Annotated in this window: 17 protein-coding genes; 6 read left to right on the top strand and 11 right to left on the bottom strand. The window is 62.0% G+C overall.

The window, feature by feature from the left end:
* Positions 1–26: 26 nt before the first annotated feature.
* Complete coding sequence (rimO, locus tag AC0L3E_RS24185; RefSeq protein ID WP_127380321.1) at positions 27–1,340, top strand: 30S ribosomal protein S12 methylthiotransferase RimO; 1,314 nt, start codon at positions 27–29, stop codon at positions 1,338–1,340.
* Positions 1,341–1,438: 98 nt separating this feature from the next.
* Positions 1,439–2,545, top strand: a complete 1,107-nt coding sequence (locus AC0L3E_RS24180) for an acyltransferase family protein (RefSeq protein WP_128308554.1) — start codon at positions 1,439–1,441, stop codon at positions 2,543–2,545.
* 45 nt (positions 2,546–2,590) lie between these two features.
* Here AC0L3E_RS24180 and AC0L3E_RS24175 read toward each other — a convergent pair whose 3' ends face one another.
* The 8 genes from AC0L3E_RS24175 to AC0L3E_RS24140 form a co-directional block, all read right to left on the bottom strand.
* Positions 2,591–3,658, bottom strand: coding sequence for a BMP family ABC transporter substrate-binding protein (locus tag AC0L3E_RS24175; RefSeq protein WP_128308553.1), 1,068 nt, complete (start codon positions 3,656–3,658; stop codon positions 2,591–2,593).
* 50 nt (positions 3,659–3,708) lie between these two features.
* Positions 3,709–4,629, bottom strand: coding sequence for an ABC transporter permease (locus AC0L3E_RS24170; protein ID WP_127268999.1), 921 nt, complete (start codon positions 4,627–4,629; stop codon positions 3,709–3,711).
* Positions 4,629–5,759, bottom strand: a complete 1,131-nt coding sequence (locus tag AC0L3E_RS24165; protein ID WP_127269000.1) for an ABC transporter permease — start codon at positions 5,757–5,759, stop codon at positions 4,629–4,631. The genes AC0L3E_RS24170 and AC0L3E_RS24165 overlap by 1 nt, the downstream gene beginning before the upstream one ends.
* Positions 5,756–7,333 carry an ABC transporter ATP-binding protein gene (locus tag AC0L3E_RS24160; RefSeq protein ID WP_164749014.1) on the bottom strand — a complete coding sequence of 526 codons (1,578 nt, stop codon included), beginning with the start codon at positions 7,331–7,333 and terminating at the stop codon, positions 5,756–5,758. Before AC0L3E_RS24160 ends, AC0L3E_RS24165 begins: the two co-directional genes overlap by 4 nt.
* Positions 7,334–7,466: 133 nt before the next feature.
* Positions 7,467–8,444, bottom strand: a complete 978-nt coding sequence (locus AC0L3E_RS24155) for a quinone oxidoreductase family protein (RefSeq protein ID WP_127259302.1) — start codon at positions 8,442–8,444, stop codon at positions 7,467–7,469.
* Positions 8,445–8,487: 43 nt separating this feature from the next.
* The gene (pcsA, locus tag AC0L3E_RS24150) at positions 8,488–9,306 is read right to left on the bottom strand and encodes a phosphatidylcholine synthase (RefSeq protein WP_023811884.1); all 819 of its coding nucleotides are present in this window, start codon (positions 9,304–9,306) and stop codon (positions 8,488–8,490) included.
* Positions 9,303–9,917: a DUF1326 domain-containing protein gene (locus tag AC0L3E_RS24145; RefSeq protein WP_127321883.1), complete on the bottom strand. Its 615-nt coding sequence runs from the start codon at positions 9,915–9,917 to the stop codon at positions 9,303–9,305. The genes pcsA and AC0L3E_RS24145 overlap by 4 nt, the downstream gene beginning before the upstream one ends.
* Positions 9,918–9,931: 14 nt before the next feature.
* Positions 9,932–10,870, bottom strand: a complete 939-nt coding sequence (locus AC0L3E_RS24140) for a DUF2182 domain-containing protein (RefSeq protein ID WP_473605799.1) — start codon at positions 10,868–10,870, stop codon at positions 9,932–9,934.
* A gap of 71 nt (positions 10,871–10,941) precedes the next feature.
* Between AC0L3E_RS24140 and AC0L3E_RS24135 the strand changes: the two genes are divergently transcribed.
* Complete coding sequence (locus AC0L3E_RS24135) at positions 10,942–12,153, top strand: UbiH/UbiF family hydroxylase (RefSeq protein WP_473605798.1); 1,212 nt, start codon at positions 10,942–10,944, stop codon at positions 12,151–12,153.
* On the opposite strand, the gene AC0L3E_RS24130 is transcribed toward AC0L3E_RS24135, so the two are convergent.
* Positions 12,130–13,092: an AEC family transporter gene (locus tag AC0L3E_RS24130; protein ID WP_473605797.1), complete on the bottom strand. Its 963-nt coding sequence runs from the start codon at positions 13,090–13,092 to the stop codon at positions 12,130–12,132. The genes AC0L3E_RS24135 and AC0L3E_RS24130 overlap by 24 nt on opposite strands.
* 125 nt (positions 13,093–13,217) lie before the next feature.
* Between AC0L3E_RS24130 and hspQ the strand changes: the two genes are divergently transcribed.
* Positions 13,218–13,541, top strand: a complete 324-nt coding sequence (hspQ, locus tag AC0L3E_RS24125) for a heat shock protein HspQ (RefSeq protein ID WP_164761589.1) — start codon at positions 13,218–13,220, stop codon at positions 13,539–13,541.
* Between the two features lie 72 nt (positions 13,542–13,613).
* Here hspQ and AC0L3E_RS24120 read toward each other — a convergent pair whose 3' ends face one another.
* Entirely contained in the window at positions 13,614–14,243 is a 630-nt protein-coding gene (locus AC0L3E_RS24120; RefSeq protein ID WP_127270670.1) for an invasion associated locus B family protein, read from the bottom strand.
* Positions 14,244–14,475: 232 nt separating this feature from the next.
* On the opposite strand from AC0L3E_RS24120, the gene AC0L3E_RS24115 reads away from it, so the two are divergent.
* Entirely contained in the window at positions 14,476–16,296 is a 1,821-nt protein-coding gene (locus AC0L3E_RS24115; protein WP_127396693.1) for an extracellular solute-binding protein, read from the top strand.
* A 16-nt stretch (positions 16,297–16,312) separates the two neighbouring features.
* The gene (locus tag AC0L3E_RS24110; RefSeq protein WP_127272639.1) at positions 16,313–16,993 is read left to right on the top strand and encodes a DsbA family oxidoreductase; all 681 of its coding nucleotides are present in this window, start codon (positions 16,313–16,315) and stop codon (positions 16,991–16,993) included.
* 37 nt (positions 16,994–17,030) lie between these two features.
* Here AC0L3E_RS24110 and AC0L3E_RS24105 read toward each other — a convergent pair whose 3' ends face one another.
* The gene (locus AC0L3E_RS24105; protein WP_127272122.1) at positions 17,031–17,468 is read right to left on the bottom strand and encodes a hypothetical protein; all 438 of its coding nucleotides are present in this window, start codon (positions 17,466–17,468) and stop codon (positions 17,031–17,033) included.
* Between the last annotated feature and the right edge of the window lie 401 nt (positions 17,469–17,869).

Genomic DNA, 17,869 nt, shown 5'->3' with positions numbered 1-17,869 from the left:
AATCCTGAAAAGCCCGGAAACGCTCTATGTCCGCTCCACGCGTGAGTTTTGTCAGTCTTGGATGCCCGAAGGCCCTTGTGGATTCGGAGCGCATCATCACGCGCCTGCGCGCCGAAGGTTACGAAATCGCCCGCAAGCATGACGGCGCCGACCTTGTCGTCGTCAACACTTGCGGCTTTCTCGATTCCGCTCGCGACGAGTCGCTCAACGCCATCGGCTCCGCGCTTTCGGAAAACGGCCGGGTGATCGTCACCGGTTGCCTGGGCGCAGAGCCGGACGTCATTCGCGAAAAGCACCCCAATGTGCTGGCGATCACCGGGCCGCAGGCCTATGAGAGCGTGATGGCTGCCGTGCATGAGGCCGCGCCGCCTTCGCACGACCCTTATGTCGATCTTTTGCCGCCGCAGGGTGTCAAGCTGACGCCGCGCCACTACGCCTATCTGAAAATTTCCGAAGGCTGCAACAACCGCTGTACCTTTTGCATCATTCCGGCACTGCGTGGCGACCTCGTCTCGCGGCCGGCGGCCGATGTGCTGCGCGAGGCCGAGAAACTGGCCAAGGCTGGGGTCAAGGAACTTCTGGTGATCTCACAGGACACCAGCGCCTACGGCATCGACATCAAGTATCAGACGTCGATGTTCGGCGACCGTGAGGTGCGCGCAAAATTCCTCGATCTGTCCGAGGAACTGGGCAAGCTGGGCATCTGGGTGCGCATGCACTATGTCTACCCCTACCCGCATGTCGCCGACGTCATCCCGCTGATGGCAGAGGGCAAGATCCTTCCTTACCTGGATATCCCCTTCCAGCACGCTTCGCCGCAGGTATTGAAGAACATGCGCCGGCCGGCACACGGCGAAAAGACGCTCGAGCGCATTCGCGGCTGGCGTGAGGTCTGCCCGGATCTGGCCATTCGCTCCACCTTCATCGTCGGCTTCCCCGGCGAGACGGACGACGATTTCGAGATGCTGCTAGACTGGCTCGACGAGGCCAAGATCGATCGCGCCGGCTGCTTCAAATACGAGCCGGTCCGCGGCGCCCGCTCCAACGATCTCGGTCTCGAACAGGTTCCCCAAGAGATCAAGGAGGCGCGTTGGCACCGTTTCATGCAGCGCCAGCAGAAGATTTCGGCAACGCAGCTGGCCAAGAAGGTCGGCAAGCGCCTGCCGGTGCTGATCGACGAGGCGCATGGCACGTCGGCAAAGGGCCGCACCAAATACGACGCGCCCGAGATCGATGGCTCGGTGCATATCCAGTCGCGCCGCCCTTTGCGCCAGGGCGATATCGTCACCGTCAAGATCGACCGCGCCGACGCCTATGACCTTTATGGTTCGGCGGTCTGAGGGCCGTATTTACTACATCTGGCGATAGTTCAGCCTTTTAACCCGCTCAGCCGCGATCCGCTCTATGGTTTGCGGACCGGAGATGCGGGGGAATGCGGATGAACACCAGATCTGCGGAACAAAATTACATCGCGACGCTGGATTTGCTCAGGCTGGCGGCAGCACTTGCTGTCGTGTTCTTTCACTATTTCTTTCGCGGCGCGGCCGCCGAAGGCTACCTCGCGCAGGGCTATCCGCTTGCCGCACCGTTCGCCCTCTACGGCTATCTCGGCGTCAATCTGTTCTTCCTGATCAGCGGTTTCGTCATTGCCTGGTCGGCGGAAAACCGGAGCTGGGATCAGTTTGCGATCGCGCGGTTCGTTCGCCTCTATCCGGGTTTTCTGTTCTGCATGACGATCACCTTCGCAGTTCTCACCCTTGCCGGCACACCGTTGCTTCCAGCCTCTTTCAGCCAGTATGTCGCCAACCTGTCGATGTTCGCGCCGGCCTTCGGCCAACCCTTCATGGACGGCGTCTACTGGTCGATCGTGCTTGAACTGGTGTTCTACGGATGGATCACGCTGGCCCTGTTCACCGGGCTCTTCCAGAAACGCAAGCTGGAGCTGATCTTCATCTGGCTGGCAATCTCGGCCTTGAACGAGTTCTTCATCGGCAGCGGCGGAGCCAGGCTGCTGTTCCTCACCGAGTTCGGCCCGTTCTTCGCCGCCGGCGTGCTGGTCCACCACATCCATTCGCATGGCCGTTCTGTGCCGGCCCTGCTGCTGCTCGCCGCCGCGTTCCTGATCTCCTGCGGAACGCTGTCGGTGACGCAGCGCTGGATGCTTGGCCACTACGGCATCGCCGTCTCCTCGGCCAATCTTGTCCTCGCCAACGCCGTCATGCACGCGGCTCTGATCGGCGCGGTGCTGCTGCGCCACCGTGTGAGGGCATCGGCGCTCACCCTGGCGCTGGGCGGGCTGACCTATCCGCTCTATCTGCTGCATCAGGAGATCGGCTATCTCGCCATCAATGCGGCAACGCCCCTTGTCGGCAAATGGATTGCCGCCCTTGGTTGCATCGTGCTCATGCTTTTCATTTCGTGGGCGATCTGGCGCACCTGCGAACGACCGGTACAGCGGTTGCTCAGGTTCTGGCTCGGCCGTGTGGTCGATGCCGGACGAACGCGGTTTCATCGCCCCTCTGCCGGCGCACAGCCCGCCGAATGAAGAAGGGCGCCTTGCGGCGCCCCTCCGTCTCATGTCTCGCGCTGGTTATTTCGGCAGCTTGTCGTCGACGCCCTTCACATAAAAATTCATGCCGAGCAGCGTGCCGTCGTCGGCGACTTCGCCATCCTTCAGCCATGGCGTGCCGTCCTGCTTGGCGATCGGCCCGGTGAAGGGATTCCAGCCGTCGGAGATCTTCTTTTCGGTGGCTTCGGCCATCGCCTTCACGTCGTCGGGCATGTTGGTATAAGGGGCGAGCTTGACGGCGCCGTCCTTGATGCCGAGCCAGACATTGCCCGGCTTCCAGGTACCGTCGAGGGCTGCCTGGACCCGGCTGATGTAATAGGGACCCCAATCATCGGTGAGCGAAGTCAGCTGCGCCTTGGGCGCGAACTTGATCATGTCCGATGACTGCCCAAAGCCCTTCAGGCCCCGCTCCTCGGCCACTTGCAGGGCAGCGGTCGAATCGGTGTGCTGGACGATGATGTCGGCACCCTGGTCGAACAGCGCCTTGGCGGCGTCGGCTTCCTTGCCCGGATCGAACCAGGAATTCACCCAGACGATCTTGGCTTTGAAGTTCGGGTTAATCGACTGTGCGCCGAGCATGAAGGAGTTGATGCCCATCACCACTTCGGGAATCGGGAAGGAAACGATGTAGCCGGCAACGCCGGCCTTCGATTCCTTGGCGGCGATCTGGCCGAGCACGTAGCGGCCTTCGTAGAAACGCGCATTGTAGATGCCGAGATTGTCAGCGGTCTTGTAGCCGGTGGCGTGCTCGAACATCACCTTGGGGAATTTCTTGGCGACCTTCACTTCCGGGTCCATGAAGCCGAAGGAGGTGCCGAAGATGAGCTTGCAGCCTTCGCGCGCCAGGCGCTCGAAAGCGCGGTCGGCGTCGGGACCTTCCGAGACGTTTTCGAGATAGGCTGTTTCGACCTTGTCACCGAGCGCCTTCTTCACATCGAGACGGCCCTGGTCGTGCTGGTAGGAGTAGCCGAAGTCGCCGATCGGGCCGGTGTAGACCCAGCATGCCTTCAGCTTGTCCGCAGCTTCCGCCGTCACTGCCAGCGACATGGCGGCGGTCGTGGTCATCAGGGCAATAAGCAGTTTTTTCATTGTGTTACCTCTCTGAGTTAAGCCTTGGAGCTTCCCGTTTGTTTTTATTGTCAACGATCCGGAACGAATGGCTGCCCCAAGGAAGCCGGCGTGTTCATCATCGTCAGACGCTTGTTGCGCGAGATTAGAACGAGAACCACGATGGTTGCCAGATAGGGCAGCGAAGAAAGGAACTGTGAAGGCACTGGAATACCAAAAGCCTGTGCATGAAGCTGGCCGATCCACACCGCGCCGAAGATGTAGGCGCCGGCCAGCACCCGCCATGGCCGCCAGGAGGCGAACACCACCAGCGCCAGCGCGATCCAGCCGCGGCCGGCGCTCATGTTCTCGACCCATTGCGGCGTGTAGACCAGCGACAGATGGCCGCCGGCAAGCCCGGCACAGGCGCCGCCGAAGATCACCGCGAGATAGCGATAGCGGATGACCTGGATGCCAAGCGCATGGGCCGAGGTGTGGCTGTCGCCGATCGAGCGCAGCGTCAGTCCGGTCCTTGTCTTGAACAGGAACCACATGACGGCCGCGGTGAGCGCGATCGAAATGTAGAAGATCGGGTCCTGACCGAACAGCAGCCTGCCGACGACAGGCATTTCCGTCAGACCGGGAATGTAGAGGTTGGGCAGCCTTTCGCCGGGTTGGCCGACAAAGCTGGTGCCCATCATGCCGGACAGGCCAAGGCCGAGCAGCGTCAGCGACAGGCCGGTCGCCACCTGGTTGGTGGCCAGCGACAGCGTCATGACGGCAAACAGCAGCGAGAACACCGCGCCCATGGCGATTGCCGCCAAAAGGCCGATCCAGGGCGAGCCGGTGAGATAGGTCGCGCCGAATCCGCCGACAGCGCCCATGATCATCATGCCCTCGACGCCGAGATTGAGCACGCCGGAGCGCTCGACCACCAGTTCGCCGATTGCCGCGATCAACAGGGGCGTTGCCGCCGTGGCGATGGTCAGAAGGATGTTTACGGTGATGTCCATCAACGGGCTTCCTTCAACTTTGGCGCGGCTTCGAGTTTCGCGGCACCTTCCGGCTTGGTCAGCGCCAGGCCGACCAGGCGAATGCGGTAGTGGATGAGCGTGTCGCAGCCGAGCACGAAGAACAGCAGCATGCCCTGGAACACCCGCGCCACCTTGTCGGAGATGCCGAGCGCGCTCTGCACCGCTTCGCCGCCGAGATAGGTCAGCGCCAGCACCAGACCGGCGGCAACGATGCCGAGCGGGTTGAGGCGGCCAAGGAAAGCCACGATGATGGCGGTGAAGCCATAGCCGGGCGAAATGACAGGCTGCAGTTGCCCGATGGCGCCCGAGACCTCGGAGATGCCGGCGAGACCCGCCAGAGCGCCTGACAGCAGGAAAGCAAAAAAGACCATGCGGTTGAGGCCGAAGCCGGCGAAGCGCCCTGCCCGCGGGCTTGAGCCCAGCACGCGCACCTCAAAACCTTTCAGCATGCGGCTCATCAGGATCCAGACCAGCACCGCGGCGACCAATGCGAAGACAAAACCCCAGTTTGCTCGCCCGGCATCCGGCATCAGCTCCGGCAACACGGCCGAATCGTTGAACTGGATGGTCTGCGGGAAACCATGGCCCTGCGGATCGCGCCAGGGTCCGCGCACCAGCCAATCAAGGAAGAGCTGCGCGACGTAGACCAGCATCAGGCTGGTCAGGATTTCGTTGGTGCCGAAGCGAGTCTTGAGCAGAGCCGGGATCGCGGCATAGGCCGCGCCGCCGACCATGCCGAGCAACAGCATCAGCGGCAGCACCAGCGGACCTTCGAACTGCGGAAACAGCACGGGAATCATCGAACCGGCAATGCCGCCGAGGATGAACTGGCCTTCGGCGCCGATGTTCCAGATGTTGGCCTTGTAGCAGACCGACAGGCCGACGGCGATCAGGATGAGCGGCGCTGCCTTGATCGCCAGCTCATGTAGCTGCCAGACCTGGCTGATCGGCTCGATAAAATAGATATTGAACGCGGTCAGCGGATTGACGCCGAGCAGCGCGAACATGACGGCGCCGGCAATGATGGTCAGCGCGAAGGCGATGAACGGCGACAGGGCCGAAAACAGCATGGAACGCTGCGGGCGTTTGACGAGTTCGAGGCGCATCATGCCGTCTCCAGCGAGTGTTCGGCGTGGCCTGGTTCGGCGCCGCCCATCAGCAAACCTACCTTTTCGAAGGTTGCCTCGGCGATCGGCATAGGTTTCGACAGCTCGCCATTGTGCATGACCGCGATCGCATCCGATATCTCGAACAGCTCGTCGAGATCCTGGCTGATCACCAGCACCGCCGATCCGCTGCGCGACAACTCGATCAAGGCCTGGCGGATATGAGCGGCAGCGCCCGCATCCACGCCCCAGGTCGGCTGGTTCACCACCATGACGCTTGGCCGGCGGTCGAGTTCACGGCCGACGATGAATTTCTGCAGATTGCCGCCCGAAAGGGCCGCGGCCTCCGGATCCGGCGCACTCTTGCGTACATCCATCGCCTCGATGATGCGTTGGGACGCGGCTTGGATGGCACCGCTCTTCACCATCCCGCCGGAACCGACGAACGCCTTGCCGTCGGTGGCATGGCGCGACAGCAGCAGGTTTTCGGAAAGCTTCATGCGCGGTGCCGCACCGTGGCCGAGGCGCTCCTCCGGCACGAAGGCAGCGCCCAGCAGTCGGCGCCCGGTGATGGTGAGGCCGCCTGCGTCCTTACCGCGAATGCGCACCGAGGATGCATCCTGCTGCGGCACTTCGCCTGAGACGGATTCGAAGAACTCGCCCTGGCCGTTGCCGGCGACGCCGGCGATGCCGATCACCTCGCCCGCCCGGACGTTCAGGTTGATGCCCTTGAGCGGGATCGAGAACGGTGTTGCCGGCTTGCGGCTGAGGTTGCGAATCTCGAGCAGCGGCTGCGCCGTGGCGATCCCCTCGACCGGCGCGCGCACCACCGCCTGCACCTCGTTGCCGACCATCATGCGAGCCAGCGAAGACGCGGTTTCCTCGCGCGGATTGCAGTGGCCGACGACCTTGCCGTGGCGCAACACGGTGGCGCGGTCGCAGATGCGTTTGACCTCTTCGAGCCGGTGCGAAATGTAGAGGATGGATTTGCCTTCCGAACGCAGGCGCTCCAGCGTCTCGAACAGCTTGTCGGCTTCCTGCGGCGTCAGCACCGAGGTCGGCTCGTCCAGGATGATGAGCTGAGGCGTTTGCAACAGGCAACGGATGATTTCGATGCGTTGGCGTTCGCCTACCGACAGGTCGCCGACCAGCGATTCAGGATCGAGCGGCAGGCCGTAGCTGAAGGAAAGCGCCCTCGCCTTCGCAGCGATGCTGTTGATCGGCGAGCCGTCGTCCAGCGACAGGGCAATGTTTTCGGCCGCGGTCAGCGCCTCGAACAGCGAGAAGTGCTGGAACACCATACCGATACCGAGTTTTTTCGCGACGCCGGGGCTGGAAATCCTGACGGCCTGCCCGTTCCAGAAGATCTCGCCGGCATTGGGCTCCAGCGAACCGAACAGCATCTTCACCAGCGTCGACTTGCCGGCGCCGTTTTCGCCAAGCAGGGCGTGGATCTCACCCCTGGCGATGTCGAGATCGATATGATCGCACGCCGTCAGCGTGCCGAATATCTTGGTGAGGCCACGAACCTCAAGCAGGTTCGTGCCGTCGTGATTTGCACTCACAGTGCCTCCCATCTGGTTAGCCAGACATGTTCTGTGTTCCCGCAGGCATGGTAGGCGCGGCCGGCTCTCATCGGAAAGCGGCACACGTCTTGAAAGAGCTTCAAGAATTTCAGCGGAAATTCAAGGGATAGCAAGGCAGAACGAACTAAGGGATGAGAATGGTCGTCCCTGTGGTCCTGCGGCCCTCGAGGTCGGAATGCGCCTTGCCGGCGTCCTTGAGCGCGTAGCGCTGGTTGATCTTGATCTCGACCGCGCCGCTGAGCACGACCTCGAACAGGGCGGCGGCAGAAGCGTCGAGGTCCTCGCGTTTTGCGTTGTAGACGAACAGTGTCGGCCTTGTTGCGAACAGCGAGCCCTTCTGGGCCAGCAATGACATGCTGAATGGCGGTATGGGTCCCGAGGACTGGCCAAAGCTGACGAACATGCCAAGCGGCCGCAGGCAGTCGAGCGAAGCCGGAAATGTGTCGTTGCCGACCGAATCATAGACGACATCACATTTTTTGCCGCCGGTGATGGCGGCGACGCCGGCGACGAAATCCTGTTCCTTGTAGTTGATGACATGATCGAAACCATGCGCCCTGGCGAGCTCGATCTTGTCGGACGAGCTGGCGGTGCCGATGACGGTGGCGCCGAGATGTTTTGCCCATTGGCCGAGGATCAGCCCGACGCCGCCTGCCGCGGCGTGGAACAGGATCGTGTCGCCGGCCTTCACCTTGAACGTCCGGCGCAGCAGATATTCCGCGGTCATGCCCTTCAGCATCATCGCCGCGGCCTGTTCGTCGCTGATGCCATCCGGAACCTTGACGACGCGGCTGGCATCGATGACGCGCTGTTGCGCGTAAGCGCCCGTCGTCACGGCATAGGCGATGCGATCGCCCGGATTCAGCCAGTCGACGCCCTGGCCGACCTCCAGCACCACGCCGGCAGCTTCGCTGCCTGGCACGAGCGGGAAGCCGCCAGGCGGCGGGTAGAGGCCAGAGCGATGGTAGACATCGATGAAATTGAGGCCGATCGCGGTGTGCCGGACCAGGATCTGCCCGGATCCCGGCTGGCCGGGGTCAGCGTCCTCATAGGTCAGAACTTCCGGGCCGCCATTGGCGTGAATGCGGATCGCTTTCGACATTGCTGGGCTTCCTGTGGGCTAGGCTTCCTGTGGGAGCGGCTGATCAAGCCTTTTTGGCACCGAGATTGGGAAAGAACTGCATGATGCCACCGATGCAGGCAAGGTAAAGCCCGGTGATGGTAATGCCGATCTTGGTGAAGGTGCTGACCTGTTCGCCCAGCACGCCGATCTGATCGTAGAAGGCAGCGAGTGCCGCCTGGGCCAGGGCGAGCGCGCCGAAAGCGCACCATAAGAGGGTCATCCCAAGGTTGATGCGCCGCAGCCGCACCACCCGCACCGGGTGGATGAAGTTGATCGGCACGAAAGTCAGGACGCCGGCCACCACCACCACCGCGAACGAAACCCATTGTCCGGGCTCGATGACGAACAGGGTGAACACCACCATGTTCCAGACCACGGGGAATCCCTTGAAGAAATTCTCCTTCGTCTTCATGCCGGTGTCGGCATAGTAGATGGCGCTGGAAACGACGATGATCGCCGCCGACAGGAATGACAGGCCCTCGCCCATGAAGCCGCGCTGATAGAGGGCGAAGGCCGGGATCAGCACGTAGGTCACGTAGTCGATGATGTTGTCGAGCAGTTCGCCCGACCAAGTCGGCAGGATCTCCTTGACCTCGAGCTTGCGCGCGATCGGTCCATCGATGCCGTCGACGAACAATGCCAGCCCGAGCCACCAGAACATTGCGGTCCAGCGCTCTTCGCTCGCCGCCACAAGCGACAGGAAGGCCAGGAATGACCCTGAGGCGGTCAAGAGGTGGACGGAGAACGCCCTCGCCTGTGGCCAGGTGACCTTCTTCTTCGGCCTGGGAATCCGGTCCGTTATCTTTTTGGCGGCTTTTCGGGCCGTTGTGTTCTTGCTCACGGGCCCCGCCAATCCAGCTTGCAGATTTCGGCCGAACGGCCGGCGAAATTCCAGTTGCGGCCGAAAGCCCGCATCTTGCTCTTATCGGACCTGGCCACGATGATCTCGGGAGCGATCCAGTATTCCGAATTGCTGATCACCGTGTCCTTGTCGCGGTCCTTGCCGGGGATGGGTGTCACCGCCCCGTCGATGATCTTCGGAATCTGGAAGATACGCGTCTTGTCACGCGTCTCATAGGTGATTGGCACCTGCTCGACGCCAAGGAATTTGCCGACGAGGATGGAGAGCAGCGATGTGGTTCCGCCTGCCTTGCCGGTGAAGATCTTGGTCAGCGCCTTGACTGCGTAGACCGAGGCTCGGCTGTCGATGAACAGGCCGGCGGTCCAGTTGCCGCGGCTCATGTAGCCGGGGATTTCCATAATCAGCCCGAGATTGAGGCCGGACAGATCGACCTCACCGAAATGGCCTGCATCGATACGAAACCCCGCCCAGGTCTGGCAATAGCCTTCGGTCGGCGGATGATTGCCAAGCGATAGCACGCAGGGGCAAAAAACCGTGCAATTGCAGGAGAGTACGAGCTCTCCCTTCATCGCCCAGCTCTGGTCTGCCATCGATTTTCCCCCACTCACAGCGAGATTACTAGCAGCGCGGCTGCCCAGACAAGCAGTATCGCACCGCCCAGCCGGGTTGGAACCCTGCTGGCTGTTTGTTTTTCGATCAGGGTGAACAGCCCGATCAACGCCATCCAGAAAATGTTCATGACGCCAACGGCGAACATCACCAGCATCAAGGCCCAACAGCAGCCGAGACACCACAGACCTTGCGCGACACCGAGCCGAAAGATGTTAAGGGGCCTTGCGCTCCAGTTCGAAAACAGGACCGAGAACGGGTTCTTGCATTTCTTCAGGCAAGCTTCCTTGAGGCCGCTGAACTGGTAGAGGCCGGCAATCACGAGAGCGAGCGCACCGGCAAGGCCGACGACCGGATCGAGCATCCCGGCTGATGAGGCGAATGCATGGACGGCCAAGGTCAGCGCCGCGAACATCATTGAAGCGGCGAGCCAGACGCTGAGGTAACCGGTGACCAGCACCAGCGGGTGAACGACCGGTTCGCCCTTGATGCGAGCCGTGTCAGTGATCTCGCAATAGGTGCGGATCATCGGCGCCGCCGAAGGCAGCATCATCGCGACCGCCATCAGGAGCCACATGAAAACGAGCGCGCCGACCTGCAAGCCGAGACTTGCGTCCAAAGGCACCGGTGAGAGGCACAGCACAAAGAACCGTTCCAGGAAATCGGGCAGCGGCAGTTGCGGCAGCCTGCGCAGGATCGTGTCGCCAGGGGCGCCGACGCCCGCAATCCCTGTTTCAGCCCCGCGGATTGCCATCGCCGCAAGAGACAGCCAGGCAAGCAGGATGCAAGCGCCGACAACGACGTTTACCGTGACGCGAGGATTGCGCGCGATGCCGGCCATGGCGCGGCCGGCGCGGTCGAGATGGCTGAAGTCGTCCTGCTGGCCGGTCATGACATCCGAATGGGCCGAATCGCCGCGTTGATCAAGCGACATGATCTGACCTATATGCTCATCGAACGGCAGGTCGGGTGGACCCGCCTCGCATTGCAAGCCGGAAGCCGATCTTGGAGCATCAGCAAACTGCGCGGATACTGGTTGCCGGCACGGGGCCGGCAGGGCTGATCGCGGCGCTCGGTTTTGCCGCCGAAGGTTTCCCGGTGACGCTGGTCGGGCCGGAGCCCACTGCCCCCGACGGCCGCACGACGGCCCTGATGAACCCTGCCTTGAAAGTGCTCGACCGGCTTGGCGTGCTCGAAGCCGTCAAATCCAAGGCGGCGCCCCTGAAAGTGATGCGCATCGTCGACGCCACCAGCCGGCTGATCCGCAGCCCGGTCGTCACCTTCCGTGCCAGCGAAATCGACGAGGACCAATTCGGGCTGAACCTTCCCAACAGCGTCCTCAACCCGGCACTCGCCAGCGCCGTTGCCGCGCATGCCGGCATCGACCGGCTGATGTCGATAGTGGCGAACTGGCATCTCGATGCCGAGCACGCCCGTGCCGTCCTGGCCGACGGCAGCACGGTCGACGCATCGCTTGCGGTCGCCGCCGATGGGCGGTTGTCACCGGCGCGCCAGGCGGCCGGCATCTCGACCTCGGCCCGGTCCTACCCGCAGGCAGCTCTCGTCCTCAATTTCGGCCATAGCGGCGACCACGCTTTCACCTCGACGGAATTCCACACCGAGACCGGTCCGTTCACGCAGGTCCCATTGCCCGGCAATCGCTCCAGCCTGGTCTGGGTGGTCAAGCCCGAGACCGCGACCGACCTCGCCGCACTGGACGATACGACGCTTTCTCAGCGGGTCGAACAGCAGATGCAGTCGATGCTGGGCCGGGTGACGGTCGAGCCGGGCCGGCAGATCTATCCCCTTTCGGCGGTGACACCGCTGCGTTTCGCCCGAGATCGGGTGGCGCTGGTCGGCGAAGCCGCCCATGTGTTTCCGCCGATTGGTGCGCAAGGCCTCAATCTCGGCATCAGGGACGTCGACGATCTGGTTGGAATCGCTTGTGAAAATCGATCCGACCCGGGTGCAGCCAAGGCGCTTGCGGCTTACGATTTCAAGCGCCGCCCCGATATTCTGGCGCGTAGCGGTGCGGTCAACCTGCTCAACATGTCGCTGCTTTCCGACATGCTGCCGGCCCAGATGGCCCGCGTGGCCGGGCTCGGCGTGCTCGGTGGCTTCGCGCCGCTTCGGGCTTTTTTCATGCGCGAGGGGCTTCGTCCCGGCAGCGGTTTTGCCGCGCTAGCCGGCGGGTTAGGGAAACAGGTCCGGCGCTAGGATATCGTGCCGGATCAGGTAGAGCAGCCCGGTGACAGTCACGACCGATAGACAGGTTGTGATCAGCACACTGGCCGACGCGCGCTGTACCCAGACGCCATACTGCTGGGCGATGACGAAGACGTTGGTGGCGGTCGGCAATGCCGCCAGAAGCACCGCCGAGAAGACCCATGTCTTCGAGAAATTGCCGATCCAGCTCAGCACGACATAGCAGAGCAACGGGTGCAGGATCAGTTTCAGCGCCGCAATCGGAACCATCTCGTGCGGGACGCGATTGAGCGGCCTGAGCGCCAGCGTGACGCCCATGGCAAACAGCGCGCAAGGTGCGGCCGCCCGGGAAAGATATTCCAGAAATCGCTCCACCGGCACGGGCGGTCGAAAGCCGATATAGGCGGCGCCGACGCCCAGGGCGGTTGCGATGATGAACGGGTGCAGCACGATCTTGCGCACGACACCCAGCGCAAGCCGGAGAGGCGTGGTCTTGTCGTCGCCCGACAGCGCCATCATCATGGGCGCGATGGCGAAATGCATGATGTTCTCGAAACAGAAGATCAAGGCGACCGGCACAGCCGCCTCCTCGCCGAAGGCCAGCAATGCCAGCCCCGGTCCCATATAGCCGATATTGCCATAGGCGGCCGCGAGCGCCTTGATGGTCGATTGCGCTATCTCGCCGCGCGAGGTCAGGACCGACCCCATGAACATCAAGGAAAATATCATGAAGGTCGAGACGACCGAACCGAAGATGAAGCGCCATTCCGTCAGGTCTTCGAACGGCGTCTTGGCAAGCAGTTGGAAGAAAAGTGCCGGCAGCGCGACATAGACGATGAACGTGTTCATCCAGCCGAGCGCCTCCAGCGGCTGCCTGGTGATGCGCGCCACCAGGAACCCGACAAAAATCAAGCCGAAGAACGGAAGAACAAGACCGATGACGTCAGACATTTTTATGCTGGTCCGAAACCCTGGCGCCGGGCTAGCCCGTTGCTTAATAGGGCGTCAAGCGCCTCGGGATTGAATTGATGCGCGGTCTGCGCCAAATAAGCCCAAGGAATTCAGTGGTGAGTACGATGAAAACAGCCAAATTCGCGATCGGACAGGTGGTTCGCCACCGGCTGTTTCCATTCAGGGGCATTATTTTCGATGTCGATCCGCAATTCGCCAACACCGACGAATGGTACGAAGCCATCCCCGCCGACGTGCGGCCGCACAAGGATCAGCCTTTCTATCATCTGCTCGCCGAAAATTCGGAGACCGAGTACATCGCCTATGTCTCCGAGCAGAATCTGCTCGAGGATCAGTCGGGGGAGCCGGTCCGGCATCCGCAGATCAAGGAGATGTTCGACAAGAAGCCGGACGGCGGCTACCAGCCGAAGCGGCAGTCCAGGCATTAGCCCACTGGAAGACAATCACAAAAAAAGCGGGGCATGACCCCGCTTTCTTGTTGGCTCGGCGATATCGGCCGATCAGTTGGCGGTCTTCGCCTTGTCCTGCTCTTCCTTGAGCTTCTTGGCGAAATCCTGGTTGTTCTTGGCGACGAAGTCCTGAAGCTTCTTTTGCCGGTCCTCGATGTCCGACTGCTGCAGCGCCGGTCCGTCATAGGCGCCGCTGAAGCCCTGCAGGGCGACCTTGATCGGATTGGGCTGGTTCTGGAAATTGACGGAGGTCAGGGTAATCGCCTGGCCCTTCTTGAAGGCGGCGACGAGCTGATCGGTCAGCGGCACTTCCGCCACGCAACGATCCGGGAAGCAGATCACATAGTCGAGCTTCTGCGCCTTGCCGGTGTCGATCTGCAGGCCGATGCCGGGAGGCACCAGACGGCCGGTCGGGACCGTCACCTGGAACACCTTGCGGTTCACCTTGCCCTTCAGCTCGATCAGGCTGACGCCGGTGACCAGCTGGCCGTTGCCGGCGGTGGTGATGTTCTGGACGTTGCAGATGTCGACGTCTTCCTGCTTGGTGCAGGCCTTGAACCAGCCTTGCGGAATCTGCTGTTGCTGCTGTGCGGAAGCAGCGGGAAGTCCTGCGCCGAGAAAGCCGACCACGCCAGCGGCCATGACCGACAGGCGGTACGCGTTGCTGTTCAGGCTCGTCATGTCGTGCACTTCCTCTCAAATGATCCCGGGACCGGCTTCTTCGTGCCGTGTGGTCCAGCTACCTGTTGCCGAAATGAGGCAACAGAATGACTTCGGAGGGCGTGTTACACTGCAAGCGATGCCGAATCCAGCCCGGCGTCAGCAATTGTTGAACGCGCGGTTGGCCGGCGCGCAGCCGCCTCATGCTAGGGTGCACACCGAATCATCAAGCCGACCCAGTAAGGAGACGGTCATGGGCCGCGTTGTTGTTTGGCTGATCACCGGGATATCGTTTCTCGCCCTTTCGCATCAGCCGGCCGCATCGGAGCCGAAGCACGCTATCGCCATGCAGGGCGAGCCGGCGCTACCGCCCGGCTATACGCATTTCGACTACGTCAATCCCGACGCGACGAAGGGTGGCTCGATCACCTATTGCGTCGTCGGCAGCTTCGACAATCTGAACCCTTTCATCCTCAAGAGCCTGCGCACGACGGCGCGCGGCATGATGGATACGATCTTCGGCAATCTGGTCTTCGAGCCGTTGATGCAGCGCAATGCCGACGAGGCTTTCACGCTCTACGGTTTGTTGGCCGACAGCGCCGACATGGACCCGGAGCGCAAGAGCATCGAATTCCATCTCAATCCGAAGGCCAAATGGTCGGACGGTCAGCCGGTGACGCCGGAGGACGTGCTGTTCAGCTATGACGTCTACACCGAGAAAGGCCGCCCGCCTTACAGCGATCGCATGGCCAGGGTCGCCAAGCTCGAAAAGACCGGCGATCACAGCGTGCGCTTCACCTTCAACGACAAGGCCGATCGCGAATTCCCGCTGATCATCGCGCTGACCCCGATCATCCCGAAGCACGCCTTCGACAAGGAGACTTTCGACAGGACGACGCTCAAGCCGGTGATCGGCAGCGGCCCTTATAGGATCGCGCAGGTGCAGCCCGGCCAGCGCATCGTGTTCAAGCGCAACCCGGACTACTGGGGCAAGGACGTCCCGGCCAAGCGCGGTTTCGACAATTACGACCAGATCACCATCGAGTATTTCCTCAACGCCAACGCCAAGCTCGAAGCGTTCAAGAAAGGCCTTTGCGCCATCGACGACGACAGTGATCCGGTGAAGCGCGAGCGCGATCTCGATTTTCCGGCCTTCCACAAGGGCGACGTCGTCGCCGAAACCTTCGACACCGGCATTCCGCCCGTGGTGACCGGTTTCCTGTTCAACACGCGGTTGCCGAAATTCGCCAACCCTGTCGTGCGGCGCGCGCTCGGCATGCTCTACGACTTTGAATGGGCCAACAAGAACCTGTTCGGCGGCAAATACACGCGCACGATGAGTTACTGGCAGAATTCCGAGCTTTCCGCGATCGGCCATCCGGCCGACGACAGGGAGAAAGCGCTTCTGGCGCCCTACCCCGGCCGCGTCCCGGCCGATGTCATGGACGGTACATGGCGGCCGCCGGTGACCGACGGATCGGGCCAGGACCGCCGCGTGCTGAAGGCAGCCTTCGATCTTTTGAAAAGTGTCGGCTACCACGTGCAGAATGGAACGATGCTTGATCCCGAAGGCAAACCCTTCAGCTTCGAAATCCTGACCGCGTCGCAGGACGAGGAGCGCCTTGCCGGCATCTACCAGCGCACGCTGGAGAAGATCGGCATCGATCTCACCATTCGCAGCCTCGACGGCGACCAGATCCAGTCGCGCAAGCAGCGCTTCGACTTCGAGGTCCTGATCGGATCGAGCGGCTTCAACAATTCGTTGTCGCCCGGCATCGAGCAGAGCGGGCGCTGGAGTTCCGCCGCGGCCAGGACGGAAGGCTCGTTCAATCTCGCAGGCGTCGCCGATCCGGCTGTGGACGCGGCGATCGAGGCGATGCTGCGCGCCCGCTCCAAGGAGGATTATGTTGCCGCCGTTCGCGTTCTCGACCGGCTGCTGATCTCCGGCAACTACATGGTGCCGATGCAGCACAACACGCAGCAATGGATTGCCTACTGGAACTACCTGGAACATCCGCAAAAGACGCCCATATTCGGGTATCAGCTCCCAACATGGTGGCGCAAACCCAACTGAGGATCAGGAGATCGAGATGAGCGAATTGAACGCCATCACCGTCGATGTGGTGTCCGATGTCGTCTGCCCCTGGTGCTTCATCGGCCAGAAGCGGCTCGACAGGGCGATTGCCGCCGTCGGCGATGTCGACGTGCATGTCCGCTGGCGGCCGTTCCAGCTCGATCCGACCATTCCGCCTGAAGGCAAGGACCGCCGCGAATACATGCTGGCAAAATTCGGCAGTGATCAGCGCATCCGCGAGATTCACGCCCGCATCGAGCCGCTGGGCGAAATCGAAGGCATCTCGTTCGCCTTTGACGCCATCAAGGTGGCGCCGAACACGCTGGATGCGCATCGGCTGATCCGCTGGGCAGGTGCCGCCGGCGAAGCCATTCAGAACAGGCTTGTGCGCCGGCTGTTCCAGCTGAATTTCGAGGAAGGCGCCAACATTGGCGATCATGCCGTGCTGGTCGAGGCGGCGCGCGAGGCCGGCATGGATGCGTCCGTGGTCGCCACGCTTTTGCCGACCGAGGCCGATGTCGAGGCGGTGCGCACCGAGATCGCCACCGCGTCGCGCATGGGCATTTCTGGCGTGCCGTGCTTCCTGCTCGAGGACAAATACGCGGTCATGGGCGCACAGGATGCCGACACGCTGGCCGATGCCATTCGCCAGGTGGCGGCCGCCAAGGCGCGCGGCGAACTGGACAAGGCCGGCTGAGCCGACCGCCCTCTCCTCTCCGCGACAGCAGCAAACGTTACTTCACCGTCGCTTTGGCCTTGCTGATGAAAAATCCATGGCCGTTCGTGGCGGTGCAGGTCAGTCCCTTGGTTGACGACTGGCACGAGAACGGCCCGGCGCTCCAGCTGTTGCCGTAGCCAAGCTTGTCGACATCGCTGCAGCAGCCCTGCTCGCCCGGGTTCTTGATCAGCGTGGCTGGCCCCTTCGGACCCAGGATAATCGTGACGTAGCTCGGCTCGACGCGCGAGCAACTCAGCTCCGGGCCGCCATCCTTTGGCTCATAGGTGCCGGTGCCGCCTTTGGCCGTGTAGATGCAGCCGATGTTGCCGGACGGCGTGTTGAACTCGATCTGGCCTTCGGCGCTGGCCGGGATGCTCTGCGCGCCGGCATGCGCCAAAGGTACGAGGGGCAGCCAGGCGAAGAGGGACAGGATTGCGGCCGCGCGTGCAAGCATTGGGAGCTTCCTTGTTGGAGAACCGGACATGCATGAGTGTCGACGATGGCGGGCAAGGTTCAACCCCAAGCGGATGAATTGTCAAACGCAGTCCCTCAGCTGACCGGACAAGACGGAACGCGCCGCTCGATCGATTCTCCCGTCACTTCCTGCCCCTGGCAAGGACGACCACGGCATTCCTGGCGAGTCACGAACCGCAAATTTTCGAGCTCTCTGGGCCGTCCGCAGTGAGAAAACCGATCGCTCGACACGATTTCGAGTTCACGAAACCGTGTGAAAGCCTTCCCCAGGGGAAGCTCCATCGACGGCATTTTATTGAAGATCAAGTATCTGAAATCAATATCGATATTTTGATTATTGCCGACCGTTGTCGCTATATTTCAGCGTGTAATCTGTTGCCT

This window comes from Mesorhizobium sp. WSM4822 (assembly GCF_055811155.1).
This window is presented reverse-complemented; position numbering and strand designations above follow the sequence as displayed.